Genomic DNA, 23,551 nt, shown 5'->3' with positions numbered 1-23,551 from the left:
GTTCCGGGTGTGCTGAATTCTCTATAACCTGCTGCAAAGAATCGATGAACGGAGTCGCCATGACCGACGCTCGCCGCACCTTCCTCTTCATGCCCGAGAGCGCCTACGGGCCGACCAACAACTGCATCGGCATCGCCAACGAGCTGCTGAAGCAGGGGCACCGCGTGGTCTTCGCCGCGGAGCGGTCGTGGCAGGGCAAGCTCACCGCGCTGGGCTTCGAGGAGGACCTCGTCGACCTGGCGCCGGCCCCCGAGCCGGTCGAGGGCGAGGAGGAGGCCGAGCAGGACGCGGGCCAGTTCTGGAAGGACTACATCAAGGAGGTCGCGCCGGAGTTCCGGAAGACGACCGCCGAGCAGCTGGAGACCGTGACGCTCCCGATCTGGGAGGAGCTCGTCAACGGCGCGAAGTACTGCGAGCCGCAGCTGAAGGCGATCATCGGCCGCGTTCGGCCCGACGTCATCATCGAGGACAACGTGCTCGCCTTCCCCGCGCTCGTGACCGCCGGCGTGCCGTTCGTGCGCATCATGAGCTGCAACCCGCTCGAGGTTCCGGGTGACGACATCGCGCCGGTGTTCTCGGGCCTCGGCAAGGACGACCGCGAGGGCTGGGCGGCGTTCCGCGCCGAGTACGAGCGCACGCATCGGCCGCTCTGGGAGTCGTTCGACGCGTGGGTGCAGGAGCAGGGCGCCGCGCCGCTGCCCGACCTCGAGTTCATCCACACGGGCGACGCGAACCTCTACGTCTACCCCGAAGAGCTCGACTACACCGACGTGCGCCCGCTCGACGAGACCTGGCACCGCCTCGACTCCTCGGTGCGCGAGACCGAGCAGGAGCCGGCCGACCTGCCCGCCTCGTTCACCGACGGCAGCCGGCCGCTCGTCTACTTCAGCCTCGGCTCGCTCGGCTCGGCCGACGTCGAGCTGATGCAGCGCGTCATCGACGCGCTCGCCGACGTGCCCGTGAACGTCATCGTCTCGAAGGGTCCGCTGCACGACGAGTTCGAGCTCGCCGGCAACATGTGGGGCGCCGAGTTCCTGCCGCAGACGAAGCTGCTGCCGCTCGCCGACCTCGTGATCACGCACGGCGGCAACAACACGACGACCGAGGCCATGCACTTCGGCAAGCCGATGATCCTGCTGCCGCTCTTCTGGGACCAGTACGACAACGCCCAGCGCGTCGACGAGCAGGGCTACGGCCGCCGCCTCGACACCTACGGCTTCACGGCCGACGAGCTCCGTGCAGCGGTCACGGAGCTCCTCGCCGACGACGCGCTCCACGCCCGTTCCGAGGCGGCGGGCGCCGCCATCCGCTCGCGTCACGGCGTCGCGAAGGCCGCCGAGATCATCGCGGGCGTCGGGCTCCCGGTCGGCGCCGGCGTCGGCTCGGGCGCGTCGGGGGCCGAGTGAGCCCTTCGATGACGGATGCCGCGGCCGCGGCGATCTCGGACGCCGCGCCCAGGCCGTACTGGACCGACCGTCCCGACGCGCCGGCCGAGCGCCCGGCCCTCGCCGGCCGGCACGAGGCCGACCTCGTCGTCGTGGGTGCCGGGTTCACGGGCCTGTGGGCGGCGTGGCGGGCGCTCGAGCGCGGGGAGGCGGCATCCGTCGTCGTGCTCGAGGCCGAGCGCGTCGGCTACGGGGCCAGCGGCCGCAACGGCGGGTTCGTCGCGTCGTCGCTCACGCACGGGCTCGCCCACGGCACCATGGTGTGGCCCGACCAGGTCGGCGCGCTGCACGAGGAGGGCGAGCGGAACCTCGCCGACCTCGTCGCGACGATCGAGGCGGCGGGCATCGACTGCGACCTGCGGCGGGTCGGCAAGACCACGCTCGCGGTCGAGGAGTGGCAGGTCGCGGGCCTCCGCGAGGCGGCCGAGCTCGGCGCCCGCCACGGCGTCGCACTCGAGCTGCAGTCGCGCGACGAGGTGCAGGCCGACGTGCACTCGCCGACCTACCTGGCCGGGCTCCGCGACCGCACGGGCACGGTGCTCGTCGACCCGGCGCGGCTCGCGTGGGGCATGGCGGCCGAGCTCGAGCGGCGCGGCGTGCGGATCAACGACGGGTCGCGCGTGACCGGGATCGACCGCTCCGGCGGGGGGGTCGTGGTGCGCACCGACGGCGGCGAGGTGGTCGCGCGCGGGGCGATCGTCGCGACGGCCGCCTACCCGGCGCCGCTCAGGCGCCTCGGGTCGTACATCATGCCGCTCTACGACCACGTGCTCATGACCGAGCCGCTCACCGCCGCGCAGCGCGAGTCGATCGGCTGGGCGGAGGGGCAGGGGCTCACCGACGCCGGCAACCAGTTCCACTACTACCGGCCCACCGCCGACGGGCGGATCCTCTTCGGCGGCTGGGACGCGGTCTACCACCGCGGTGGCCGCGTCGACGCGGCCTACGAGCAGCAGGGCGGATCGCACGCGCTGCTCGCACGGCACTTCGCCGAGACGTTCCCGCAGCTCGAGGGCGTTCGCTTCACGCACCGCTGGGCCGGGCCGATCGACTCGACGACCCGGTTCACGGCCGCCTACGGCACGGCCCGCGGCGGACGCGTCGCCTACGCGGTCGGGCACACCGGCCTCGGGGTCGGCGCCTCCCGGTTCAGTGCGGATGTCGCCCTCGACCTCCTCGCGGGCGAGCCGACCTCGCGCCTCCGCTACGACATCGTGCGCCGGCGGCCGTTCCCCGTCCCGCCCGAGCCGTTCCGGAACCCGATCATCCAGTACACGCGCCGCAGCATCCTCGCCGCCGACGCCCACGAGGGCCGCCGCAACCTGTGGCTGCGCACCCTCGACCGCTTCGGCCTCGGCTTCAACTCCTGAAAGGCACCACTCCATGACCACCACCGGCACCTTCATCGGCGAGTACCGCGCCGGCACGGGCGGCGACGCCGTCATCGTGAACCCGGCGAGCGAGGAGGAGGTCGCGGCCTACCGCGAGTCGGGCCTCGCCGACGTCGACGAGGCCGCCGCCGCGGCCCGCGCCGCCCAGCCCGACTGGGCCGCGAAGACGCCCGGGGAGCGCTCGCTCGCGCTGCTCCGCCTCGCCGACGCGATCGAGGCCGACGCCGAGCACCTCGCGACGCTCGAGGTCGAGGACTCGGGCAAGCCGTGGACGACCGCGTTCGACGGCGAGCTCCCGTTCGCCATCGACAACCTTCGGTTCTTCGCAGGTGCAGCACGCTCCCTCGACGGCACGGGCGCCGGCTCCTTCTCGAACGGCTACACCTCGATCCTCACCCGCCGGCCGGTCGGCGTCGTCGCGGGCATCACGCCGTGGAACTTCCCGCTCATCATGGCGATCTGGAAGGCGGGGCCCGCGCTCGCCGCGGGCAACGCGGTGATCGTGAAGCCCGCGCCCGCGACCCCGCGCACGACGCTCCGCCTCGCCGAACTCGCCGTCGAGGCGGGACTGCCCGCGGGCCTCTTCAACGTCGTCACGGGCGACGCCGAGGTCGGCCAGGCGCTCGTCGCGCACCGCGAGGTCGACATGGTGAGCGTCACCGGGTCGACGCAGACCGGCAAGGCCGTCATGCGCGGCGCCGTCGAGGGCGTCAAGCGCGTGCACCTCGAGCTCGGCGGCAAGGCGCCCGTGATCGTGTTCGCGGACGCCGACCTCGGCGCGATGGCGCAGGCGGTCGCGCTCGGCGCGACCTACAACACGGGCCAGGACTGCACGGCCGCCACGCGCGTCTACCTCGAGCGGTCGGTGTTCGACGACGGCGTCGCCGCGCTGCGGCAGGCACTCGCGGGCGTCGTCGCGGGCGACCCGATGGACGCCGACACGCACATCGGCCCGCTCATCTCGCGCGGGCACCGTGACCGCGTCGACGGGTTCGTCTCGCGGGCCGTCGCCGAGGGCGCGGAGGCCCTGGTCGGCGGCCACGCGATCGACCGCACCGGGTCGTACTACGCGCCGACCCTCCTCGTGGGCGCCGCCCAGTCGTCGGAGATCGTGCAGGGCGAGGTCTTCGGGCCCGTGCTCGTCGCCCTGCCGTTCGACGGCGAGGCCGACGGCATCCGCCTCGCCAACGACAGCGCCTACGGGCTCGCGTCGTCGGTCTGGACCTCGGACGTCGCCCGGGCGATGCGCGTCAGCCAGTCGCTCGACGTCGGCGTCACGTGGGTCAACGACCACCTGCCGATCGCCTCCGAGGCCCCGCACGGCGGGGTCAAGGGCTCCGGCTTCGGCAAGGACATGTCGCTCGAGCCGCTGCTCGACTACTCGGTCACGCGGCACCTCATGATCCGGCACGCGCCGCCGCCCGAGACGTCGGGCTTCCGTCCCGCCTGAGCGTCCCGGGCCGCCCGCGCGAGACGTTCCCGCCCTCGGAGGTGGGAGAAAGGTAGCCCGGGGATACCTTTCTCCCTGCTCGGGCGGCGAGGATGTCGCCGGCGTGAGGATCGCTGCCGCGGCGAGACGCGCTCACGGCCCGGTCGGCCACGCGGTGACTGGCGCTAGCATGCAGGCATGCGGGCGGATGTCGCGGACGAGAAGCCGCCTCCGCCGCTGCCGCCGCGCACGTCGTTCACGAGCCTGCTCGACGGGTTCTTCTTCGTGTTCGCCGGCGCCGCATCGGTCTGGCTCGCGTGGCTGATCTTCAACCAGTCGTTCGAGTTCGGCTGGGCGGGCATCGGCTTCTTCCTCGTGTTCTGGCTCGTGCTGGCCTACCTCGTGCTCCCGCGCCTGCACCGCATCCTCACGACGATCTACGTGCCCGACTACTTCATCGGCCGCACGCGCACCAGCGACGGCCTGCTCGGCGACCCCGTCAACCTCGCGTTCGACGGCGACGAGGAGGCGCTGCACGCCGCGATGCGGGCCGCGGGCTGGACGCGCGCCGACGACGTGACGCTCGCGTCGAGCCGGCGCATCATCACGTCGACGATCACGCGGCGCAGCTACGACGAGGCGCCGGTGAGCCCGCTGTTCCTCTTCGGCATGAAGCAGGACTTCGCCTACCAGCAGGAGGTCGCGGGCAACCCGGCCAAGCGCCACCACGTGCGGTTCTGGCGCACGCCCGACGGCTGGCTCCTGCCCGGCGGGCGCCGGGTCGACTGGCTGGCGGCCGGCACGTTCGACCGATCGGTGGGCTTCTCGCTGTTCACGCTCCAGGTCACGCACAAGATCGACGCCGACATCGACGTCGAACGCGACCACATCATCGCCACGCTCGTCGCGGCCGATCCGAGCATCCACGTCGAGGTCCTCCGCGACTTCTCGACCGGGTACCACTCGCGCAACGGCGGCGGCGACACGATCCGCACCGACGGCGACCTGCCCGTCGTGCGGGTGGGCGCACCGACCGAGGCCGAGCCCGCGGCCGAGCCCGCTCCGACGCGCTCGGCGACCGGCGAGGCCGAGGCATCCGTCGCAGCCTCACGCCCCGTCGCCTCGCCCGTCGGGGGAACCGAGCCCGTCGAGAAGCGGGCGGCGTTCGAATCGCCGCTGCGATTGGCCGAACGCGAGCCCGTGCGGCGGATGCCCCGGCCGAGCGCGACCGCGTTCGGCGTCGTGGTCGTCGTCCTCCGCGTCCTCGCCGGCATCGTCTGGGTCGCCGCGGTCGCGCTCCAGTGGGACCAGGTGCTCCGGGAGGAGCTCGGCATCGACGCGTCGTCCGACCCGGACTCGCTCGCGGTCGCGCGAGGTGCCCTCGTCGCGGTGGTCGTCTTCTTCGGCATCTCACTGGCGATCCAGGCCGTGTTCGCCTGGCGGATCTGGGCCGGCGGCAACTTCTCGCGCATCGCGGTGATGCTCTTCGCGACGATCAGCATCACGGGCACGGCGATCGAGTCGTTCACCGGTTCGGCCGAGGTCACCGTTCGGACGACGTTCGTCACCGTCGCGCTCGACATCCTGCTGCTGCTCGCGCTCTCGAGCCGTGACGCGCGCGCGTTCGCGCGGCAGTCGCGCACGCGGCGCGGGCGTCGGGAGCGTTCGGCGAGCCGGTGAGGCGAGTTCCGCTGCGGGCTGCCGCGCGGGCGCGTCAGGCGACGGATGCCGCGTGCTCGGCGCACCACGCGGGCGTGCACGCCTCGCAGCGCACGAGCTGCGCGCGGCACGAGGCATCCGTGCAGTTCACCGTGCGGTTGGTCGCCGCGCCGCAGCCCTCGCAGACGCCGACGATCGTGGCGTGGTCGCTGAAGTCGACCGACCCGCGCCCGTCGAAGACGTAGAGCGAGCCCTCCCACAGCCCGTCGTCGCCGAAGCGCTCGCCGTATCGCACGATGCCGCCCTCGAGCTGGTACACCTCGCCGAAGCCGCGGTTCGCCATGAGGCTCGAGAGCACCTCGCAGCGGATGCCGCCCGTGCAGTACGTCACGACCGGGCGACCCTTCAGGTGGTCGTACGCGCCCGAGTCGAGCAGTCCGACGAAGTCGCGCGTCGTCTCGGTCGGCGGGACGATGGCGTCGCGGAAGCGTCCGATCGCGGCCTCGACCGCGTTGCGGCCGTCGAAGAAGACCACCTCGTCGCCGCGCTCCGCGACCAGGGCGTGCAGCGCTTCCGGCGAGAGCCGCGCGCCGCCCCCGACCACGCCCGACTCGTCGACGACGAGCTCGCCGGGCGCGCCGAAGGAGACGATCTCGTCGCGCACCTTGACGCTGAGCTTCGGGAAGTCGACGCTCCGCAGGTCGTCGTCGAGTCCGGTGCCCTCGCTCCACTTCACGTCCAGCCCGCGGAAGCCCGCGTACTCCTTGGTCTTCCGCAGGTAGCGCTTGAGCGCGCCCATCTCGCCGCCGAGGGTGCCGTTCAGGCCGTCCTTCGAGACGAGCACGCGCCCGCGCAGGCCGAGCCCCTCGGCCAAGTCGCGCTGCCACAGCCGGATCGCGTCGGGGTCGGCGAGCGGCGTGAAGGCGTAGAACAGCAGGATCTTGGGCGTCGGCACCCCGAGATCCTAGGGGTGCAGGCTGGGCGGATGCCGCGACGCGGCGTGTGCGCGGGCGGCGGCATCCGCGTCGGACGTACCCTGCCCGCACAACCACCCGGTCAGCGACAGGCCGACCGTCGACCGAGCAGGAGGATCGCGCATGCTCGACGTGGACCCCTACGGAGCGTTGCAGCGACTCCGACCCGTGGACTCCTTCACCGTGACCAGCACGGACTTCGACGACGGCGGGCCGCTCGCGCGGCCGCAGTGGAGCCATGGCGCGGGTGGGGTCGACCGCTCGCCGCAGCTGTCGTGGAGCGGATTCCCCGAGCGCACGCGCGGCTTCGCCGTGACCTGCCTCGATCCGGACGCGCCGACGGGGTCGGGCTGGTGGCACTGGGCCGTGCTGAACCTGCCGCTCGAGACCACGAGCCTCGACGCCGGCGTCGGGACGCCCGGCGGGCCGCCGCTGCCCGAGGGGTCGATGGTGCTGGCCAATGAGGACGGCGATCGCGGCTTCGGCGGCGCGGCGCCGCCGCGCGGCACGGGGGTGCATCGCTACGTGTTCGTGGTGCACGCCCTCGACGTGCCGAGCCTCGACCTCGACCCGGCGTCGACGCCCGCGGTCCTCGGCATCCGCTGCTTCACGCACGCGCTCGCGCGTGGGATCCTCATCGGCACCGTCAACCGCGACTGAGCGGTCGTCGCGTCAGTCGACGCGTCGACCGAACAGGAAGTACGAGATCGGCCCGATGTAGTTCACGGCGATGACGACCGCCCAGACCCACTTGCGTCCGTTCACGTCCTTCTCGTCGCGCTTGGCCAGGTCGGCCCATGCGGCGGACGCGAGCGCCAACTGGATGACGGCGCCGACGATCCCCCTGACCTGCTGACCCCGACTGAGGTCGCTCCACTGCTTCGCCTTGGCCATGACTCCTCCGATCCCGGGTGCCGGCCCCGCTCCACCGACCGTTCTAGTGCTTGTTCCCCGACAGCGCCAGCACTCCGCCGAGGCCGATCATCATGACGCCGCCCGAGGCCGCGAGGTGCGAGGCCCGGCGCGGCGATCGCGCGAACCAGTCGCGAGCCGTCCCGGCCGCGAGCGCCCAGGCCGAGTCGCACGCGAGCGCGAGCACCACGAACGCCGTACCGAGCATCGCCAGCTGCATGGGGATGGCTCCGGCGTGGAAGTCGACGAACTGCGGCAGCACCGCGACGAAGAACGCGATCGTCTTGGGGTTCGTGACGCCGACGACGACGCCCTCGCCGAGCAGGCGCCACGGGGACCGGGGCGCGACCTGGCGCGCGACGGCGTCCGCGGCATCCGCTCGGTGACGGATCGCCTGCACGCCGAGGTAGACGAGGTACAGCGCACCCGCGATCTTGAGCGCCGTGAACAGGGCCACCGACTGGGCGACGACCGTGCCCACGCCGAGCGCGACGGCCGCGACGAGCGGCAGCATGCCGATCGCGTTCCCGAGGACGCTCAGCAGGCCGCCCATGCGTCCCAGCGCGAGCGACCGCCCGATGACGAACAGCACGCTCGGCCCGGGGATGACGATGAGCACCACCGAGGCCAGCACGAACGCCCAGAGGTTGGATGCGGGGACCACGAGGGCGATCCTACGCCCGTGGGCTTGCGCGTCCATATGCTGCTATATAACCTGTTATCGAATGAGGAGGCGGGAGGCGGGCATGGCGGAAGACCTCGTGGCACGACTCGGGCACCTGACACTCGGGTCGCGGCTCAAGCGGCTCGGAGAGCGACTGCAGTCCGAGACCTCCCGGTTCATCCGCGCCGAGGGCGCCGACATCCCGGCGAGCTGGTTCCCCGTGCTCGCCTCGCTCGATCGCGCGCCGGCGTCCGTGGGTGAGCTGGCCGAGCAGCTCGGCGTCGCCCAGCCCGGGGTCACGCGCACCGTCACGAGCCTCGCCGACCTCGGCCTCGTCACGGTCGCGGCCGACGGCGACGACCGCCGACGGCGGACCGTCGCGCTCACGGCCGCCGGCGCCGCACTCGTCGAGCGCGCCCGCCGCGACCTGTGGCCCCGGATCGACGCCGCGGTGGCGGAGGCGTGCGGAGGACTCGAGGGTTCGCTCCTCGAGCAGGTCGCGGGGCTCGAACGCCGACTCGACGACCGGCCCCTGGATCGCCGTGCCGCCGAACTCGCGACGACGGCCGAGCACGCGGCGCCGGTGGCGCCGGCGACGCCGGGTGCGGAGGGGGTGTCGTGACGCGGCATCCGCTCGACCGACCCGCGTGGAGCGCGCTCACCGGCCGCCAGCGCGGATTCGCGATCGGCGACGGGCCGGCGGTGCGGTACGACCCGGCGGTCGGCCCGTTCGCGGCGATCGGAGACGACGACCCCGATCAGCTCGAGGCGCTCGCCGCGCTCGTCCGGGCGCACGGTCGCGTCGTCCTGCTGCAGGCGGCGCCGGCGCCGGTGCCGCCCGGCACCGTCGAGCGGCTGCGCGCGCCGGGCGTGCAGCTGGTGCTCGACCGCCTGGCCGAGCCGAGGCATCCGTCGTCGGCACCGACCCTGCTCGAGCTCGGCGCGTCGGACGCGCCCGAGATGCTCGCCCTCGCCCGCCTGACCGAGCCCGGACCGTTCGAGGCCCGCACGCACGAGCTCGGCGGCTTCGTCGGCGTGCGCGAGCCCACGACCGGCGCCCTCGTCGCGATGGCGGGCGAGCGCATGCGGCCCGACGGGCACACCGAGGTCAGCGGCGTCTGCACGCATCCCGATCATCGCGGCCGCGGGCTCGCCGCCGCGCTCAGCATCGCGGTGGCCCGGCGCATCCTCGCCCGCAGCGAGACCCCGTTCCTGCACGCCTACGCGCGGAACCGGCCCGCCGTCGCCCTGTACGAACGGCTCGGGTTCGTGCATCGCGCCGACGTCGAGGTCGTCGTGCTCGACGCCGGCTGAGCCGGCCGTCCGGCCTACTCCTCGTCGGGCGGCGGCGCGATCGGCTGCCCGAGCCGCACGCGCGTGCCGAACGGATCGGTCACGAGCGAGACGCGCTCGCCCCAGTCGCTGTCGCTCGGCTCCTCGACCACGAGGAACCCGGCCTCGGCGAGCGAGGTGGTGACCGCATCGACGTCGTCGACGTAGAACCAGAGCAGGATGCCGGCGCCTTCGCCCGCCGTCGCCCCGTCGGCGAGGCCGAGCCCGACCTGCGACGACCCCGCCTGCAGCGTCGCGAACAGCGGCTCGCCCTCGGGCGGGTAGCGGTACGTCACGGTGGCGCCGAGCCCGTCGCGGTAGAACCGCAGCGCGGCCTCCATGTCGGGCACCTCGACGATCGGGAACGCGGATTCGATCATGGTTCCTCCCCCGGCCGACGCTACGCGGCGCGAGGGGATGCCGCTACCGTTGCACCGTGAGCGAGCACATCTCCGCGAGCGTCGCCGACGGCGTCGGCCACCTGACGCTCGAACGGCCGCAGGCGCTGAACGCGCTGAGCTACGAGATGATCCGCGCGCTCACCGCCGTGTTCGACGCGTGGCGGCACGACCCCGAGGTCTCGACGGTCGTGCTCGACGGCGCGGGCGAGCGCGGGTTCTGCGCGGGCGGCGACATCCGCGAGCTCTACCTGTACGCCACGGGCGGGCACGTCGCCGAGGCGCTGCGCTTCTTCCGCGACGAGTATCGCCTGAACTCGGCGATCGCGCGCTACCCGAAGCCCGTCATCGCGATCATGGACGGCATCACCATGGGCGGCGGCATCGGGCTCGCCGGGCACGCGTCGATCCGCGTCGTCACCGAGCGCTCGCGCGTCGCGATGCCCGAGACCCGCATCGGCTTCACGCCCGACGTCGGCGGCACCTGGCTGCTCGGCCGGGCGCCCGGCGAGCTCGGCATCCACCTCGCCCTGAACGCCCGGACCATGGACGCCGCCGACGCCATCCACGCCGGCTTCGCCGACGTGTTCGTGCCGAGCGCGAGCATCCCGCACCTGCTCCAGGCGCTCGAGGAGCGCGCCGACCCCGGCACGCCGGCGGAGATCGTCATGCTCTTCGACGAGACGCCCGGACCGTCCGCGCTGGCGGCGGCACGTCCATGGGTCGACGCGTGCTTCTCCGCGCCGACCGTGCACGGCATCATCGACCGCCTGCGGGCGTTCGCCGAGGGGCGAGCGGATGCCGCGTGGGGCGCGCCCGGCGCGGGCGACGGGTCCCCGCATCCGGCCGACCAGCCCGCTCACGCCTATGCGGCGGCGGCCGCCGACGAGCTCGAGACGCTCTCGCCCACGGCGCTCGCCGTCACGCTCGAGGCGGTGCGCCGCGCCCGCACGCTGCCGAGCCTCGAGGACGCGCTCGAGCAGGAGTTCCGCGCCGTGTCGTGGTTCATCGGGCAGCACGACCTGCACGAGGGCATCCGCGCGCAGGTCATCGACAAGGACCGCTCGCCGAAGTGGGATCCGCCGACGCTCGACGACGTGCCGCCGGGCCTGCCCGCTCGCGTGCTCCGGGAGCAGCTGCACGACCCCGTCTGGGACGCCCCGCCCCCGGTGGTCGAGTAGGCCGAGACGCGCCCGGCCCCTGGTGGTCGAGTAGGACGCGAAGCGCCCGTATCGAGACCCCGCTCCCGGTGGTCGAGTAGGACGCGAAGCGCCCGTATCGAGACCCGCCCCCGGTGGTCGAGTAGGACGCGAAGCGCCCGTATCGAGACCCGGTCGTCACAGGGGGTTGTGCGGCGCCTTCGTCCGGCGAATAATAAACCATATGGTTTACTCGATGGGCGACGGAGGCCTGCAGGCCCGGACGGAGGGGGACGCCGACCGCCTCGACGCGGTCTTCGCGGCGCTCTCGCATCGGTCCCGACGCGACCTCGTCGTCTACCTCGCCGCGAGGACCGACTCGCCGCGCATGTCGCAGGTCGCCGCCGACCGCGGCGTCTCACCGCAACTGCTCAACAAGCACACCGCGGCCCTCGAGAAGGCCGGGCTCGTCCGTCGCGTGGGCGACGGCCGGGAGCGTCGGCTCGTGCTCGACACCATGGCGCTGATCGAAGCGCAGCAGTGGATCGTCCGCGCACGCGAGTACTGGACCGCCCGGCTCGACGCCCTCGACTCGTACATCTCCACGATGGAGGACGACCACGATGCCTGACGCCGTCTTCGACATCGAGCGCACGTTCGCGATCGACCGATCGACCATGTGGTCGCTCTGGACGGATGCCGCGCACGCGGCGCGCTGGATGCGCCCCTCGGTCTCCGAGTACGGGGAGACCGTCGCCACGATCGACCCGCGACCCGGCGGAGCCTACCGCTTCGAGATGCACGGCCCCGACGCGGTCTACGCCACCTCGGGCACGTACGTCGACGTCGATCCCATCGACCGGCTGAGCTTCACCTGGCGGTGGGACGGAACCGACGAGGAGACGCTCGTCGAGGTGCGCTTCGCCGACGCCGACGAGGGCACCAGCGTCCGGATCACCCACACGCGCTTCTCGTCGACCGAGTCGGCCGAACGGCACGGCGACGGCTGGCGCGGATGCCTCGAATCCATCGCCGCCGTCTTCGAGCCGTCGACCGGCTGACCCCCGCCCCGTACCGGCGCCGTCGCCGGCACCCCGGGCTCCCGACCGGAAGCCCGCCACCGATTCCGAGAGGACCGACACCATGTCACGTTTCGTGTTCATCTACCACGCCCCGATGAGCCCCGCCGATGCCACCCCGCCGACCGACGAGCAGACCGCCGCCGTGATGGGCGAGTGGATGGAGTGGGCGGCGAAGGTCGGCGGCGACATGGTCGACTTCGGCACGCCGCTCGCGGAGGGCGTCCGCGTGAGTTCCGACGGCTCGACCGCGCCGAGCACACGCGAGGTCAGCGGCTACACGATCATCGAAGCCGAGGACATGGACGCGGCGCTCGCGCTGGCGAAGGTGCATCCGCACCTGAAGATGCCCGGCGGGTGCGAGATCGAGGTGCATGCCGCGCAGGCGGTTCCGGGCATGTGACCCCCGCTGGTCGAGTAGGACGCGAAGCGCCCGTATCGAGACCCCGACCCCGGCGGTCGAGTAGGACGCGAAGCGCCCGTATCGAGACCCCGCCCCCGCGCTCAGCGCGCCTTCGCGACCGCCGCCTCGAGCGCGACCCACGAGAGCATCGCGCACTTGATGCGCATGACGTACTTCGAGACGCCGTGGAACGCGATCGCGTCGCCGAGCACGTCCTCGTCGGGCACGCCCTCGCCTTTCGAGCGCAGCATGGCGCGGAACTCCTCGGCGAGGCCGAGCGCCTCGTCGACCGGCCGACCGGCCATGAGGTCGGTGAGCACCGACGCCGACGCCATGGAGATGCTGCATCCGTCGCCCTGCCAGGCGACCGCGTCGATGCGCTCGCGCGCGCCGTCGAGCTTCACCCGGAGGGTGATCTCGTCGCCGCAGGTCGGGTTGTACTCGTGGTGCTCGGCGTCGGCGCCCTCGAGCGGTCCGTCGCCGTGCCGCGCCTTCGCGTGGTCGAGGATGATCTCCTGGTAGAGGCCGTCGAGGTTCGACATCACGCGGCTCCCGTTCCGAGTCCGAAGAAGCTGCGGACCTCGCCGAGCGCGGCGACGAACCGGTCGGCCTCCTCCGCGGTCGTGTAGACGTGCGCGCTCGCGCGCGTCGTCGCGGTGAGCCCGAGCGCACGGTGCAGCGGCTGCGCGCAGTGGTGGCCCACGCGCACGACGAGGCCCGCGTCGTCGAGGAACTGCCCGACGTCGTGCGCGTGCACGCCGTCGACGGCGACGCTCACGAGACCGGCGCGTGCGTGCCCGGCCTGCGGGCCGACGATGCGGACGCCGGGGATGCCCGCGACGCCCTCGACCACGCGCTCGGCGAACGCGTCCTCGTGGGCCGCGACGGCATCCATGCCCATCCCCTCGAGGTAGCGGGCGGCCGCCGCCAGCCCGATCGCCTGCGACACCGGCTGCGTGCCGGCCTCGAAGCGCTGCGGCGCAGGGAGGAACTCGGCCGAGTCGAACGTCACGCGCGTGATCGTCGAGCCGCCCGTGCGGGCCGGCGGCAGCGCGTCGAGCAGCTCGGCGCGCCCGTAGAGCACGCCGATGCCGTTCGGCCCGAGCATCTTGTGGCCGGAGAACGCCGCGAAGTCGACGTCGTAGCCCGCGAGGTCGACGGGGCGGTGCGGCACCGACTGGCAGGCGTCGAGCACGACGAGGGCCTGCGGTGCTCGGGCCCGCACGGCCGCGACGACGTCGGCGACCGGCACGATCAGTCCGGTTACGTTCGAGATCTCGGCGAACGCGACGATGCGCGTGCGCGGGGTCAGCACCGCGACGAGGTCGTCGACCGACCAGCACCCGTGCTCGTCGACCTTCACCGGAACGAGCCGAGCACCCGTGCGCTGCGCGACGCGCTGCCACGGGAGCAGGTTCGCGTGGTGCTCGGCCTCGGTCAGCACGATCTCGTCGCCGGGCCGGAGCGCGAAGCGCGCGGCATCCGCCCCGCCGATGCCGGCGCTCGCGTCGGCGATGCCGAGCGCGACCATGTTGAGCGCGTCGGTCGCGTTCTGCGCCCACACGATCTCGCGGTCGTCGGCGGCGCCGACGAACCGGGCGAGGTCGGCGCGAGCCTCCTCGAAGCGGGTCGTCGAGCGGCCGGTCGCGGCGCTCGCGCCGCGGTGGACGGCCGCGAGGTCGTGCTCGAGGTAGTCGCGTTCGGCGTCGAGCACGGCCGTCGGTCGCTGCGCCGTCGCGGCCGAGTCGAGGTACGCGGTGGGTCGGGCGTCGCCGGATGCCGCGAAGGCCGGGAAGTCGTTCCGGATCTCGTCGATCGCGCGTGCGCCGACGCGCTCGGTAGCGGTGGGGATCATCCCCTCCATCGTCCCATGCCTCGGCAGGGAGGTCGCCGTCAAGACCGGGCGCGACGGGGCCCGGTTCGATAGCGTGAGCGAGTGAAGATCCACCACCTGCGTACCCACCGGAGCGACGAGAACCTCGCACGAGAGGGCCAGCTCGCCTGGCAGCTCGCGGGCGTCGCGGTCGACCCGGTCGAGGTCGACGACGAGGTCGTCGACATGGTCGTGAACCGCGTCATCGACAATGCCGCCGTCGCCGCGGCATCCCTCGCCCGGAAGCCCGTCGTCGCCGCCCGCAGCCAGGCGCTCGCGCACCCCGTCTCGATCGGCGGCGACGGCGCCACCGTGTTCGGTGCGGATGCCGCGCGGCGGACCTCGCCCGAGTGGGCCGCGTGGGCGAACGGCGTGGCCGTGCGCGAGCTCGACTTCCACGACACCTTCCTCGCGGCGGACTACTCGCACCCCGGCGACAACATCCCGCCGATCGTCGCCGTGGCGCAGCACCTCGCCGCCTCGCGCGGACTCACGGGCCGCGACGTGGTGCGCGGCATCGCGACCGGGTACGAGATCCAGGTCGACCTCGTGAAGGCGATCACGCTGCACGTGCACAAGATCGACCACGTCGCGCACCTCGGCCCGTCCGCCGCCGCCGGCATCGGCACCCTGCTCGGCCTCGACCAGGAGACGATCTTCCAGGCCATCGGCCAGGCCCTGCACACGACCACCGCGACGCGCCAGTCGCGCAAGGGCGAGATCTCGACGTGGAAGGCGCACGCGCCGGCGTTCGCCGGGAAGATGGCCGTCGAGTCGGTCGACCGCGCCATGCGGGGCGAGACCAGCCCCGTGCCGATCTACGAGGGTGAAGACGGAGTGATCGCCTGGCTCCTCGGCGGCCCCGAGGCGACCTACGACGTGCCCCTGCCCGAGGCGGGCGAGGCGAAGCGCGCCATCCTCGACTCCTACACGAAGGAGCACTCGGCCGAGTACCAGGCGCAGGCGCTCATCGACCTCGCCCGCAAGCTCCACGACGCCTATCCGCTGATCCTCGACGACCCCGACGGCATCGAGTCGATCACGATCCACACCTCGCACCACACGCACAACGTGATCGGCACCGGGGCGAACGACCCGCAGAAGTACGACCCGGATGCCTCGCGCGAGACGCTCGACCACTCGATTCCGTACATCTTCACGGTCGCCCTGCAGGACGGCACGTGGCACCACGCGGACTCGTACACGCCCGAGCGCGCGCACCGACCCGACACCGTCGGCCTCTGGCGCAAGGTCTCGACCGTCGAGGACCCGGAGTGGACGCGCCGCTACCACTCGCTCGACATCGGCGAGAAGGCGTTCGGCGGTCGCGTCGTCATCCGCCTCGCCGACGGCAACGAGATCGTCGACGAGATCGCCGTCGCCGACGCGCACCCGCTCGGCGCCCGGCCGTTCGGGCGCGAGCAGTACGTGCAGAAGTTCCGCACGCTCGCCGAGTGGGTGCTCGAGCCCGCCGAGATCGACCGCTTCCTCGAGGTCGCGCAGCGCCTCCCGGAGCTCGGCCCCGACGAGCTCGGCCAGCTCACGATCACCGCCGCCCCCGGCGCCCTCAATCACGTCGAGATCCCCACAGGCCTCTTCTGACCCGGTTGTCGTCACGATCGGCGGGTCGAGCGTGACCGAGACCCGCCGATCCTGACGACGACGTCCCGGTCACCCGGGGAACCAGGGCGAGAATCGCGGGGCGCCGCCCCAGCCCCGGCGGCGGAGGTTGGCGACGACGCGCTCGATGAGCTGACGAGGCTGGTCGAGGTCGGCCTGCGTGATGTCCGTCACGTGGAAGCCGAGTGACTCGAGGGTCGCCTCGCGGGTCCGGTCGCGACGCCACTGGCGCACGTCGGTGCGGTGGTGGTCGCCCTGATACTCGAGCAGTTCGCCGTAGCGCTCGAAGGCGAGATCGACTCGCGCGACGAATCGGCCCGCGTCATCAGTGACGACCATCTGGCACCTGGGAACGGGCAGGCCGGCCAAGCGCAGGAGCGCGCGCAGTTCCGATTCCTTCGGGGACTCGCTTGCGATGTCGCGCAGGCGAGCCGCCTCGGTGAGCTTGGCACGCAGTCGATGGTCCGGGAATGCCGCGATCGCCCGGGCCAGTTCGGGGTGCGGCGTGGCCAGGGCGTCGGCCACTGCCACCAATTCGGGCACCGAGAGGTCGCGGGCGAGATCGCAGAACGTCCGCACCGCGGACGTCACGCGGACCTCGTCGACGACGACGTCGTCCGGCGCGACGCGAAGCGCCCGCCCCAGCACGCCGCGCCGACGGGGTGCCCTCGACGTGTCGGGGACGCCGACCTCGATGATTCCAAGCAGTCGCGGCGGAATCGGAAGCCGGTGGTGCTGCGCGGCCGAGCGGCCGCAGAGGAACGCATCGCTCCGCAGCACCCTGAGCACGGCGCGGTGCCGCGCGAGTTCATCGGCGTCGGTGTCGATGCGCACACCGGATGTCGGTGCGACGAGATCGGAGGCACGAAGGCGACTCCGCCGGACTCCGGCTCGCCATGCCTCGCGCACCGTGAACGCGCGATCCGACCGCAATGGGTCGGGCAAGTGGCTCTTCGCGGTCATGCGGGCGATGCTCCTCGCCCAAGGGGCCTCAGCCCGCGCCATCCGCGCCCCGGTGAGATCCCGGGCCGCCCGCTCGGATGGTGAGGACGGAAGGATGTCGTCACGATCGGCGGGTTGGCCGCGCGTGCGACCCGCCGATCCTGACGACAACCGTCCGGACGCGGGCGGGCGGCGGGCCGTAGGCTGGGGGAGCGGTCGCGACGAGGCGACCCGCCCGTCCGAAGAGCCCCACGAGGAGCACGATGAGCGAGCAGACCCCGCAAGCAGAGACGCCGAAGATCTACAAGGGCCTCGCCGGAGTCCCCGTCGACGTCACCGCGATCTCGAAGGTGAACCCCGACAGCAACTCGCTGCTCTACCGCGGCTACCCGGTGCAGGAGCTCGCGGCATCCGTCACCTTCGAGGAGGTCGCGTACCTGCTCTGGTACGGCGAGCTGCCGAACGACGAGGAGCTCGCCGCGTTCGAGGACCTCGAGCGCAGCCATCGCGGCCTCGACCACGAGACCAAGCGCATCGTCGACGAGCTGCCGCTCACCGCCCACCCGATGGACGTCGTCCGCACGGCGGTCAGCGTGATCGGCGCGAGCGACCCGAAGACGCCCGACGACTCGCACGCGGCGAACCTCGAGAAGTCGATCCGGCTGTTCGCCAAGCTGCCGTCGATCGTCACCTACGACCAGCGACGGCGCCACGAGCTCGAGTTCGTCGAGCCGAACAACGACCTCGGCTACTCCGCCAACTTCCTCTGGCAGGCCTTCGGCGAGACGCCCGAGCTCGAGGTCGTGAACGCGTTCGACACGTCGATGATCCTGTACGCCGAGCACTCGTTCAACGCGTCGACGTTCACGGCGCGCGTGATCGCCTCGACGCTCTCCGACCTGTACTCGGCCGTCACCGGCGCGATCGGCGCGCTCAAGGGCCCGCTGCACGGCGGTGCCAACGAGGCGGTCATGCACGCGTTCGACGAGATCGGGCCCGGCGAGGGCGGCGCCGAGCGCGCCGTCGCCTGGCTGGATGCCGCGCTGGCCGACAAGCGCAAGATCATGGGCTTCGGCCACCGCGTGTACAAGCACGGCGACTCGCGGGTGCCGACGATGCGCGACGCCCTCGAGCGGATGGTGGAGCACTACGACCGCCCGGACCTGCTCGAGCTCTACACGGCCCTCGAGCAGGGGATGGACGAGCGCAAGGGCATCAAGCCGAACCTCGACTACCCGGCCGGGCCGACCTACCACCTCATGGGCTTCGACACGGAGACCTTCACGCCGCTGTTCGTCGCGAGCCGCGTGACCGGATGGACCGCGCACGTCATGGAGCAGCTCGCCTCGAACGCGCTCATCCGTCCGCTGTCCGTGTACGAGGGGCCGGCCGAGCGGCACGTGCCGCCGAAGGGCAACGCGACGGGCGAGTAGCCGGCGTTCGCGCCTGCCCACAACGCCGCGCCGCGGCATCCGCCGTCGCGCTGTGCGCCCGCGCCAAGCTGTGCCGATCCGCCACCGGATCGGTCATATCCTCGTGGACTATGCACATGCTGTTCCGGACGCTGCTCCACATGCTCTTCCTCTCGCGCCGCAAGCCGACGCTCGGGCACTACGACATCGCGCGGACCCGGTTCATCACCCTGCCGACCGACCTCGACGTGAACCGCCACATGAACAACGGCGTGTACTTCTCGATCATGGATGTCGCGCGGTTCGACATGCTCGTGCGCAACGGCGTCTTCGGGCTCATGCGCGAGAAGGGCTGGTACCCGGTCGTCGCGAGCGAGACCATCACGTTCCGCAAGTCGCTGCAGCTCTGGCAGCGGTTCACGATCGAGTCGCGCCTGCTCGGCTACGACGAGCGCGCGGTCTACGTCGAGCACCGGCTCGTGCGCCCCGACGTCTCGGGCGAACCCGAGATCTACGCGCGCGCCTTCATCCGCGCCCGGTTCCTGCGGAAGGAGGGCGGCACGGTTCCCGTGTCGGAGTTGATGGAGGTGTTCGGCACGCCGCCCATCGACGACGAACTGCCCGAGTGGATCGAGCGCTGGGGGGCGGATGTCGCGCTGCCGGCGACGCGCGCGGCGGCGCCGTCCGTCTGGCACTGAGCGAGCGGGCGGAGCCCGAGCGGGCGGCAGCGGGCGAGCGGGCGGAGCCCGAGCGGGCGGCGGGCGAGCAGGCGGTGCGCGAGCGGCCCGCCGGGACCCGAGTCCGCTAGCTGCGCGCCTTCCAGGGCACGACGACCTCCTTGACGATGAGGAGGATGCCGGCGGCCACCGGGATCGCGACGAGTGCGCCCGGGAGCCCGGCGAGCGTGCCGCCCGCGAGCGCGGCGATCAGCACGATCGATCCGGGCACCTGCACCGCACGGTTCATGACCCGCGGGGTGAGGATGTACGCCTCGACCTGCATGTAGATGAGCATGCCGACGAGCACGACGCCGGCCGAGGTCGGCGAGACGAAGAGCGCGAGCACGGTCATGAAGATGGTCGTGAGGACCGTACCGATCATCGGGATGAGCGTGATGAAGAACGCGGCGACGGAGATCACGAGCGCGAACGGCACCTGCGCGATGGTGAGCAGGATCAGGCTGTAGACCGCGTTGAAGAACGCGAGGACGACCATGCCGCTGAGGTACCGCCCGACGTTCTGCATGATGCGCTCGGCGTAGTCGACCACGCGGTCGCGGTGCGACGCGGAGACCAGGGTGTAGATCGCCGCCTTGGACGAGTCGAGGGTCGCGGTGAAGTAGATCGTCAGGATGAAGATGAAGAACGCGGTCGAGATCCCGCCGATGATCGCGAATCCGACGTTGAGCGCACCGCCGCCGACGGTCGCCCAGGTCGCGGGGTCCGTGATGAAGTCGACGAACGTCGAGTACAGCGTGGCGAACACCCCGTCGGAATCGGCTGACAGCTGCTTGAACCAGTCCTGCTGCTGCAGGTCCGCGTAGAGCTGGGGCAGCGAGGTGACGAACTCGGCCGCCTGGGTGATGACGATCGGCAGCACGATCCCGAGCATGCCGCCGATGACGAGGACGAACAGGATGATCACGGTGAGGATCGCCCAGCCGCGCTTCATGCCGCGCCGCTGGAACCAGCGGACGAGCGGGTCGAGCCCGAGCGTGATGAAGACCGCGGCGAAGACCGAGAACACCACGCTCGAGAGGTTGATCAGCGCGGCGGCGAGCGCCAGCGTGACGAGCACGCCCGCGGTGGCGAGCAGGCCCCACACGAACGGCCGCTCGCCCATCATGCCGCCCCCGGCGGCCTCGCGCATGCGTGTGGTCTCGAGGTCGCGCGCCCGCCGTTCGATGGCCTTCACGCGCGTCAGTCTAGGGGCGCGCTCGCGTGCAGCGCAGCAGATCGGGTGAACGTCGGGGTGTCAGCGCCCGCGTGCGGCGTCGGGCGCCTGGGCGGCGGCCGGCACGTGCAGCGAGCGGTAGGTGTCGACGAGCCCCGGGTCGTAGGCGCTCCACTCGGGCATCTCCGTGCCGGACCGCGCGGCGGCGAGCCGGTCCAGGAAGTAGTCCCAGCCGGGGCCGATCGAGGTCGCGTCGGCCGGCGTGCGCAACCGCTGGCCGAGCGTGAGGGTCGTCATCCCCCCGGCCTCGCGGAGGTGGCAGAAGACGCGCACGGCGTCCTCGCCCTCGCCGATGTCGGCGTGGAAGCCGTGGGGTGCGTCGCATTCGAGGATCGAGGTGTTCTGCCACTCGGCGTCCTCGCTCGACATCCGGAACCGGACGGCGCCCGTCGAGGGATTGCCCGTGTACGTCCCGATCCAGGCGAGCATCGCCGTCGGATTCGTCAGCGAGTACCAGACGTCCTCGATCGGCGCATGGAACAGCCGATCGAACTGGAGGTAGAGCCCGTCGCCCTTGTGAACGTAGTGGCCGGTCGCCCGAGTGATGGTCATCGTCGCCCCCATGCGTGTCGTCCTGACCTCAGGCTAATCCGGCCGTGCCGGGACGGCTAGAGTGGCGCGCATGAGCACTCGGGGAACCTCGCAGCAGTCGCACGACGAGCAGACGCTCCAGATCGCCGGCCGGCACAGCGGCATGTGGGGGTGGTTCAGCGGCATCATCGTGCTCGCCCTGATCGCCGTGCCGCTCAGCGCCGCGTTCGCCTTCGCGACCAACCCTGGCACGCAGCAGCTGTTCGGCGGGCGCCTCTCGGAGGCGACGCAGGGCGGCTACCAGGCGTTCTGGTGGGTCGTCACGCTGCTGCTCGTCGCGCTGCCGATCCTCGTCGGCTACGGCGTCGCGAAGATGTCGGGCCGCGCGCTGATCATCGTCGGCGCCGTCGTGGCGCTGTTCGTGATCGCGATCATGATCCTCGGGCAGCTGTTCGTCTTCTGACCCTCGGCCCGGCGCGACCCGCGCGGGTGGATTCGCAGGACCAGCCGTCGCATGTGCCCCGAGCGGGCGGCATCGGGCGTCCGGTCCTGCGAACGGCGACGGATGCCGCGGCGCGCGCCCGCGGCATCCGTCGCCGTCGTGCTCAGGGGAGTTCCTCCTCGAGCACGGCCATCGCGGCGTTGTGCCCGCCGATGCCGCTGACCGCGCCGCCGCGGACCGAGCCCGAGCCGCACACGAGCACGCGCGGGTGCGCCGTCGCGACGCCCCAGCGCTCGGCCGGCGTGACCGGTTCGGCGCCCGGCTCGGTCCACGGCCACGACAGCGGCCCGTGGAAGATGTTGCCGCCGGGCATGTTGAGCGCGTGCTCGAGGTCGCGCGTGGTCTTCACCTCGATGCACGGGCGGCCGGCGGCATCCGTCGCGACGACGTCGGCGATGGGCTCGGCGAGCACCGAGTCGAGCGAGGCGAGCACCGCGTCGCGCAGCCGGTCGCGGAGCTCGTCGTTGCCGATCGCGTCGACCAGCCGGTCGGGCACGTGCAGGCCGAACACGGTGAGGGTCTGGGCCTCGGATGCCGCGAGCTCCGGCCCGAGGATCGTGCGGTCGCTCAGCGTGTGGCAGTAGATCTCGCACGGCAGTGGGTCGGGCAGGTCGCCGCCCGAGGCACGGCGGTAGGCGGCGTCGAGCTGCGACTCGAGCTCGTTGATGTGGAATGTGCCGGCGAACGCGTGCTCGGGCGCGACCGACGCGTCGGCGAGGCGCGGGAGGCGCGTGAGCAGCAGGTTGACCTTGACCTGGGCGCCCTCGGGCATGCCGGCGCGGGCGAGGCGGCGGCGGTCGTCGTCGTCGAGCGGCACCTCGTCGGAGCCGGGGGCGGCCGGCTGGTCGCGCGGGGCGACGGAGGCCGCGGGGCCGTCGGCGTCGGCGGGGGCGGTCGGGCGCGCCTCGCCATTCGAGGCGGTGCGGCCGGATGCCGCGACCAGCCGGTCGAGCACGATCGGCGCGACGTTCGCGAGCACGACCTGGGCGCGCGTCGTGCGTTCGAGCCCGCCCTCGCGCCAGCGCACCTCGCCCGAGTCGCCGTCGATCGAGACGACCTCGGCCTCGGTGCGGAGCACGGCGCCCGCCTCGCGCGCGGCTCGCCCGAGCTCGCCCGACACGGCGCCCATGCCGCCGACGGGCACGTCCCAGTCGCCGGTGCCGCCGCCGATGACGTGGTACAGGAAGCAGCGGTTCGCGTCGAGCGACGGGTCGTCGAGGTCGGTGAAGGTGCCGATGAGCCCGTCGGTCGCGACGACGCCGCGCACCAGGTCGTCGGCGAAGCGCTCGTCGATCGTCTCCCCCAGCGGGCGCTCGACGAACCCGTCCCAGACGCGGTCGTCGCCGACGAGCGCGCGCGCCTCGGCGTGGGTCGGCAGCGGCTCGGTCAGGGTCGGGAAGAGCGCCTCGGCGACGCGGGCGGTGTCGGCGTAGAACGCCTGCCACGCCTCGGCGTCGCCCTCCGCGCCGACCCGGGCGAACGCGTCGCGCGCGGCCGCGGCATCCGCCTCGACGTCGACGAGCAGGCCGCGCGACGGGTCGCGCGGGTCGGGCGTGTACGACGAGAACCGGCGGCGCACGAGCCGCACGTCGAGCCCGAGGTCGTCGATGATCCGCTGCGGCAGCAGGCTCACGAGGTACGAGTAGCGGCTGAGGCGCGCGTCGACGCCGTCGAACGCCTCGGCCGAGACGGTGGCGCCGCCGAGGTGGTCGTCGCGCTCGAGCAGCAGCACGCGCTTGCCCGCGCGCGCGAGGTAGGCGGCGGCCGTGAGGCCGTTGTGGCCGCCGCCGACGATGACGACGTCGTGGTCGGCGGCCGGGTCGGGTGCGCCGGCGGGCAGGGTCGCGTCGGCGGGGTGCGCATCGGTGGGCATCCCACGAGCGTAGACGAGCG

General features: G+C 72.5%; 25 protein-coding genes. 15 read left to right on the top strand and 10 right to left on the bottom strand.

Annotated features, from left to right (window positions below):
* The first annotated feature begins 59 nt into the window (after window positions 1–59).
* The 4 genes from GLX25_RS00990 (at window position 60) to GLX25_RS00975 (ending at window position 5,945) form a co-directional block, all read left to right on the top strand.
* A complete protein-coding gene (locus tag GLX25_RS00990; protein WP_155840349.1) occupies window positions 60–1,406 on the top strand; it encodes a glycosyltransferase in 1,347 nt (448 codons plus the stop codon).
* Entirely contained in the window at window positions 1,403–2,815 is a 1,413-nt protein-coding gene (locus tag GLX25_RS00985) for an NAD(P)/FAD-dependent oxidoreductase (protein WP_271192324.1), read from the top strand. Before GLX25_RS00990 ends, GLX25_RS00985 begins: the two co-directional genes overlap by 4 nt.
* A gap of 13 nt (window positions 2,816–2,828) precedes the next feature.
* The gene (locus GLX25_RS00980; RefSeq protein ID WP_155840348.1) at window positions 2,829–4,286 is read left to right on the top strand and encodes an aminobutyraldehyde dehydrogenase; all 1,458 of its coding nucleotides are present in this window, start codon (window positions 2,829–2,831) and stop codon (window positions 4,284–4,286) included.
* A 177-nt stretch (window positions 4,287–4,463) separates the two neighbouring features.
* Complete coding sequence (locus GLX25_RS00975; protein WP_155840347.1) at window positions 4,464–5,945, top strand: LssY C-terminal domain-containing protein; 1,482 nt, start codon at window positions 4,464–4,466, stop codon at window positions 5,943–5,945.
* A 34-nt stretch (window positions 5,946–5,979) separates the two neighbouring features.
* Here GLX25_RS00975 and trhO read toward each other — a convergent pair whose 3' ends face one another.
* Window positions 5,980–6,879, bottom strand: a complete 900-nt coding sequence (trhO, locus tag GLX25_RS00970) for an oxygen-dependent tRNA uridine(34) hydroxylase TrhO (protein ID WP_166548302.1) — start codon at window positions 6,877–6,879, stop codon at window positions 5,980–5,982.
* A 142-nt stretch (window positions 6,880–7,021) separates the two neighbouring features.
* On the opposite strand from trhO, the gene GLX25_RS00965 reads away from it, so the two are divergent.
* The gene (locus tag GLX25_RS00965; RefSeq protein ID WP_155840346.1) at window positions 7,022–7,558 is read left to right on the top strand and encodes a YbhB/YbcL family Raf kinase inhibitor-like protein; all 537 of its coding nucleotides are present in this window, start codon (window positions 7,022–7,024) and stop codon (window positions 7,556–7,558) included.
* 12 nt (window positions 7,559–7,570) lie between these two features.
* Here GLX25_RS00965 and GLX25_RS00960 read toward each other — a convergent pair whose 3' ends face one another.
* Window positions 7,571–7,792, bottom strand: coding sequence for a PLD nuclease N-terminal domain-containing protein (locus GLX25_RS00960; protein ID WP_155840345.1), 222 nt, complete (start codon window positions 7,790–7,792; stop codon window positions 7,571–7,573).
* 43 nt (window positions 7,793–7,835) lie between these two features.
* Window positions 7,836–8,474 (bottom strand): LysE family translocator, encoded by a 639-nt coding sequence (locus tag GLX25_RS00955; protein WP_166548301.1) that lies wholly within the window; start codon window positions 8,472–8,474, stop codon window positions 7,836–7,838.
* Between the two features lie 82 nt (window positions 8,475–8,556).
* Here GLX25_RS00955 and GLX25_RS00950 point away from each other — a divergent pair, with 82 nt between their 5' ends.
* Window positions 8,557–9,096 carry a MarR family winged helix-turn-helix transcriptional regulator gene (locus GLX25_RS00950; protein ID WP_155840343.1) on the top strand — a complete coding sequence of 180 codons (540 nt, stop codon included), beginning with the start codon at window positions 8,557–8,559 and terminating at the stop codon, window positions 9,094–9,096.
* Window positions 9,093–9,788, top strand: coding sequence for a GNAT family N-acetyltransferase (locus tag GLX25_RS19250; RefSeq protein ID WP_166548300.1), 696 nt, complete (start codon window positions 9,093–9,095; stop codon window positions 9,786–9,788). The genes GLX25_RS00950 and GLX25_RS19250 overlap by 4 nt, the downstream gene beginning before the upstream one ends.
* Before the next feature lie 14 nt (window positions 9,789–9,802).
* Here the strand turns inward: GLX25_RS19250 and GLX25_RS00940 are convergent, their stop codons facing one another.
* Window positions 9,803–10,186 carry a VOC family protein gene (locus GLX25_RS00940; RefSeq protein WP_155840342.1) on the bottom strand — a complete coding sequence of 128 codons (384 nt, stop codon included), beginning with the start codon at window positions 10,184–10,186 and terminating at the stop codon, window positions 9,803–9,805.
* 56 nt (window positions 10,187–10,242) lie between these two features.
* On the opposite strand from GLX25_RS00940, the gene GLX25_RS00935 reads away from it, so the two are divergent.
* From GLX25_RS00935 to GLX25_RS00920, 4 genes are all read left to right on the top strand, one after another.
* Window positions 10,243–11,385: an enoyl-CoA hydratase/isomerase family protein gene (locus GLX25_RS00935; RefSeq protein ID WP_166548299.1), complete on the top strand. Its 1,143-nt coding sequence runs from the start codon at window positions 10,243–10,245 to the stop codon at window positions 11,383–11,385.
* A gap of 214 nt (window positions 11,386–11,599) precedes the next feature.
* On the top strand, window positions 11,600–11,974 hold the full coding sequence (locus GLX25_RS00930; RefSeq protein ID WP_166548298.1) for an ArsR/SmtB family transcription factor: 375 nt from the start codon (window positions 11,600–11,602) through the stop codon (window positions 11,972–11,974).
* A complete protein-coding gene (locus tag GLX25_RS00925; RefSeq protein ID WP_155050958.1) occupies window positions 11,967–12,404 on the top strand; it encodes an SRPBCC family protein in 438 nt (145 codons plus the stop codon). The genes GLX25_RS00930 and GLX25_RS00925 overlap by 8 nt, the downstream gene beginning before the upstream one ends.
* 82 nt (window positions 12,405–12,486) lie before the next feature.
* Window positions 12,487–12,825 (top strand): YciI family protein, encoded by a 339-nt coding sequence (locus GLX25_RS00920; protein WP_155840340.1) that lies wholly within the window; start codon window positions 12,487–12,489, stop codon window positions 12,823–12,825.
* A gap of 101 nt (window positions 12,826–12,926) precedes the next feature.
* Here GLX25_RS00920 and sufU read toward each other — a convergent pair whose 3' ends face one another.
* Both sufU and GLX25_RS00910 read right to left on the bottom strand, forming a co-directional pair.
* The gene (sufU, locus tag GLX25_RS00915) at window positions 12,927–13,367 is read right to left on the bottom strand and encodes a Fe-S cluster assembly sulfur transfer protein SufU (RefSeq protein ID WP_155840339.1); all 441 of its coding nucleotides are present in this window, start codon (window positions 13,365–13,367) and stop codon (window positions 12,927–12,929) included.
* A complete protein-coding gene (locus tag GLX25_RS00910) occupies window positions 13,367–14,680 on the bottom strand; it encodes an aminotransferase class V-fold PLP-dependent enzyme (protein WP_155840338.1) in 1,314 nt (437 codons plus the stop codon). Before GLX25_RS00910 ends, sufU begins: the two co-directional genes overlap by 1 nt.
* A gap of 81 nt (window positions 14,681–14,761) precedes the next feature.
* Between GLX25_RS00910 and GLX25_RS00905 the strand changes: the two genes are divergently transcribed.
* Window positions 14,762–16,300: an MmgE/PrpD family protein gene (locus GLX25_RS00905; RefSeq protein ID WP_166548297.1), complete on the top strand. Its 1,539-nt coding sequence runs from the start codon at window positions 14,762–14,764 to the stop codon at window positions 16,298–16,300.
* Between the two features lie 69 nt (window positions 16,301–16,369).
* Here GLX25_RS00905 and GLX25_RS00900 read toward each other — a convergent pair whose 3' ends face one another.
* Window positions 16,370–17,152, bottom strand: coding sequence for a hypothetical protein (locus GLX25_RS00900; protein WP_155840337.1), 783 nt, complete (start codon window positions 17,150–17,152; stop codon window positions 16,370–16,372).
* Window positions 17,153–17,523: 371 nt separating this feature from the next.
* On the opposite strand from GLX25_RS00900, the gene GLX25_RS00895 reads away from it, so the two are divergent.
* Both GLX25_RS00895 and GLX25_RS00890 read left to right on the top strand, forming a co-directional pair.
* Window positions 17,524–18,693: a bifunctional 2-methylcitrate synthase/citrate synthase gene (locus tag GLX25_RS00895; RefSeq protein ID WP_155840336.1), complete on the top strand. Its 1,170-nt coding sequence runs from the start codon at window positions 17,524–17,526 to the stop codon at window positions 18,691–18,693.
* A gap of 110 nt (window positions 18,694–18,803) precedes the next feature.
* A complete protein-coding gene (locus GLX25_RS00890) occupies window positions 18,804–19,370 on the top strand; it encodes an acyl-CoA thioesterase (RefSeq protein ID WP_155840335.1) in 567 nt (188 codons plus the stop codon).
* Window positions 19,371–19,476: 106 nt separating this feature from the next.
* On the opposite strand, the gene GLX25_RS00885 is transcribed toward GLX25_RS00890, so the two are convergent.
* Together GLX25_RS00885 and GLX25_RS00880 are read right to left on the bottom strand one after the other, a co-directional pair.
* A complete protein-coding gene (locus tag GLX25_RS00885; protein ID WP_155840334.1) occupies window positions 19,477–20,586 on the bottom strand; it encodes an AI-2E family transporter in 1,110 nt (369 codons plus the stop codon).
* A gap of 60 nt (window positions 20,587–20,646) precedes the next feature.
* A complete protein-coding gene (locus GLX25_RS00880; RefSeq protein WP_166548296.1) occupies window positions 20,647–21,177 on the bottom strand; it encodes an SRPBCC domain-containing protein in 531 nt (176 codons plus the stop codon).
* A gap of 70 nt (window positions 21,178–21,247) precedes the next feature.
* On the opposite strand from GLX25_RS00880, the gene GLX25_RS00875 reads away from it, so the two are divergent.
* Window positions 21,248–21,619 (top strand): hypothetical protein, encoded by a 372-nt coding sequence (locus tag GLX25_RS00875; RefSeq protein WP_155840332.1) that lies wholly within the window; start codon window positions 21,248–21,250, stop codon window positions 21,617–21,619.
* Window positions 21,620–21,761: 142 nt separating this feature from the next.
* Here the strand turns inward: GLX25_RS00875 and GLX25_RS00870 are convergent, their stop codons facing one another.
* Complete coding sequence (locus GLX25_RS00870) at window positions 21,762–23,531, bottom strand: phytoene desaturase family protein (RefSeq protein ID WP_155840331.1); 1,770 nt, start codon at window positions 23,529–23,531, stop codon at window positions 21,762–21,764.
* Between the last annotated feature and the right edge of the window lie 20 nt (window positions 23,532–23,551).

The organism is Agromyces luteolus (assembly GCF_009729855.1).
Classification (GTDB): Bacteria; Actinomycetota; Actinomycetes; order Actinomycetales; family Microbacteriaceae; genus Agromyces; species Agromyces luteolus.
The sequence above is the reverse complement of the archived record's forward strand: the minus strand, read 5'-3'. Positions and strand labels throughout refer to the sequence as shown.

Coding starts and splice junctions, on each gene's coding strand:
- GLX25_RS00990 (WP_155840349.1), top strand. CDS start 60: ATGACCGACGCTCGCCGCACCTTCCTCTTCATGCCCGAGAGCGCCTAC.
- GLX25_RS00980 (WP_155840348.1), top strand. CDS start 2,829: ATGACCACCACCGGCACCTTCATCGGCGAGTACCGCGCCGGCACGGGC.
- GLX25_RS00975 (WP_155840347.1), top strand. CDS start 4,464: ATGCGGGCGGATGTCGCGGACGAGAAGCCGCCTCCGCCGCTGCCGCCG.
- GLX25_RS00965 (WP_155840346.1), top strand. CDS start 7,022: ATGCTCGACGTGGACCCCTACGGAGCGTTGCAGCGACTCCGACCCGTG.
- GLX25_RS00960 (WP_155840345.1), bottom strand. CDS start 7,792: ATGGCCAAGGCGAAGCAGTGGAGCGACCTCAGTCGGGGTCAGCAGGTC.
- GLX25_RS00950 (WP_155840343.1), top strand. CDS start 8,557: ATGGCGGAAGACCTCGTGGCACGACTCGGGCACCTGACACTCGGGTCG.
- GLX25_RS00940 (WP_155840342.1), bottom strand. CDS start 10,186: ATGATCGAATCCGCGTTCCCGATCGTCGAGGTGCCCGACATGGAGGCC.
- GLX25_RS00930 (WP_166548298.1), top strand. CDS start 11,600: ATGGGCGACGGAGGCCTGCAGGCCCGGACGGAGGGGGACGCCGACCGC.
- GLX25_RS00925 (WP_155050958.1), top strand. CDS start 11,967: ATGCCTGACGCCGTCTTCGACATCGAGCGCACGTTCGCGATCGACCGA.
- GLX25_RS00920 (WP_155840340.1), top strand. CDS start 12,487: ATGTCACGTTTCGTGTTCATCTACCACGCCCCGATGAGCCCCGCCGAT.
- sufU (WP_155840339.1), bottom strand. CDS start 13,367: ATGTCGAACCTCGACGGCCTCTACCAGGAGATCATCCTCGACCACGCG.
- GLX25_RS00910 (WP_155840338.1), bottom strand. CDS start 14,680: ATGATCCCCACCGCTACCGAGCGCGTCGGCGCACGCGCGATCGACGAG.
- GLX25_RS00895 (WP_155840336.1), top strand. CDS start 17,524: ATGAGCGAGCAGACCCCGCAAGCAGAGACGCCGAAGATCTACAAGGGC.
- GLX25_RS00890 (WP_155840335.1), top strand. CDS start 18,804: ATGCACATGCTGTTCCGGACGCTGCTCCACATGCTCTTCCTCTCGCGC.
- GLX25_RS00880 (WP_166548296.1), bottom strand. CDS start 21,177: ATGACCATCACTCGGGCGACCGGCCACTACGTTCACAAGGGCGACGGG.
- GLX25_RS00875 (WP_155840332.1), top strand. CDS start 21,248: ATGAGCACTCGGGGAACCTCGCAGCAGTCGCACGACGAGCAGACGCTC.
- GLX25_RS00870 (WP_155840331.1), bottom strand. CDS start 23,531: ATGCCCACCGATGCGCACCCCGCCGACGCGACCCTGCCCGCCGGCGCA.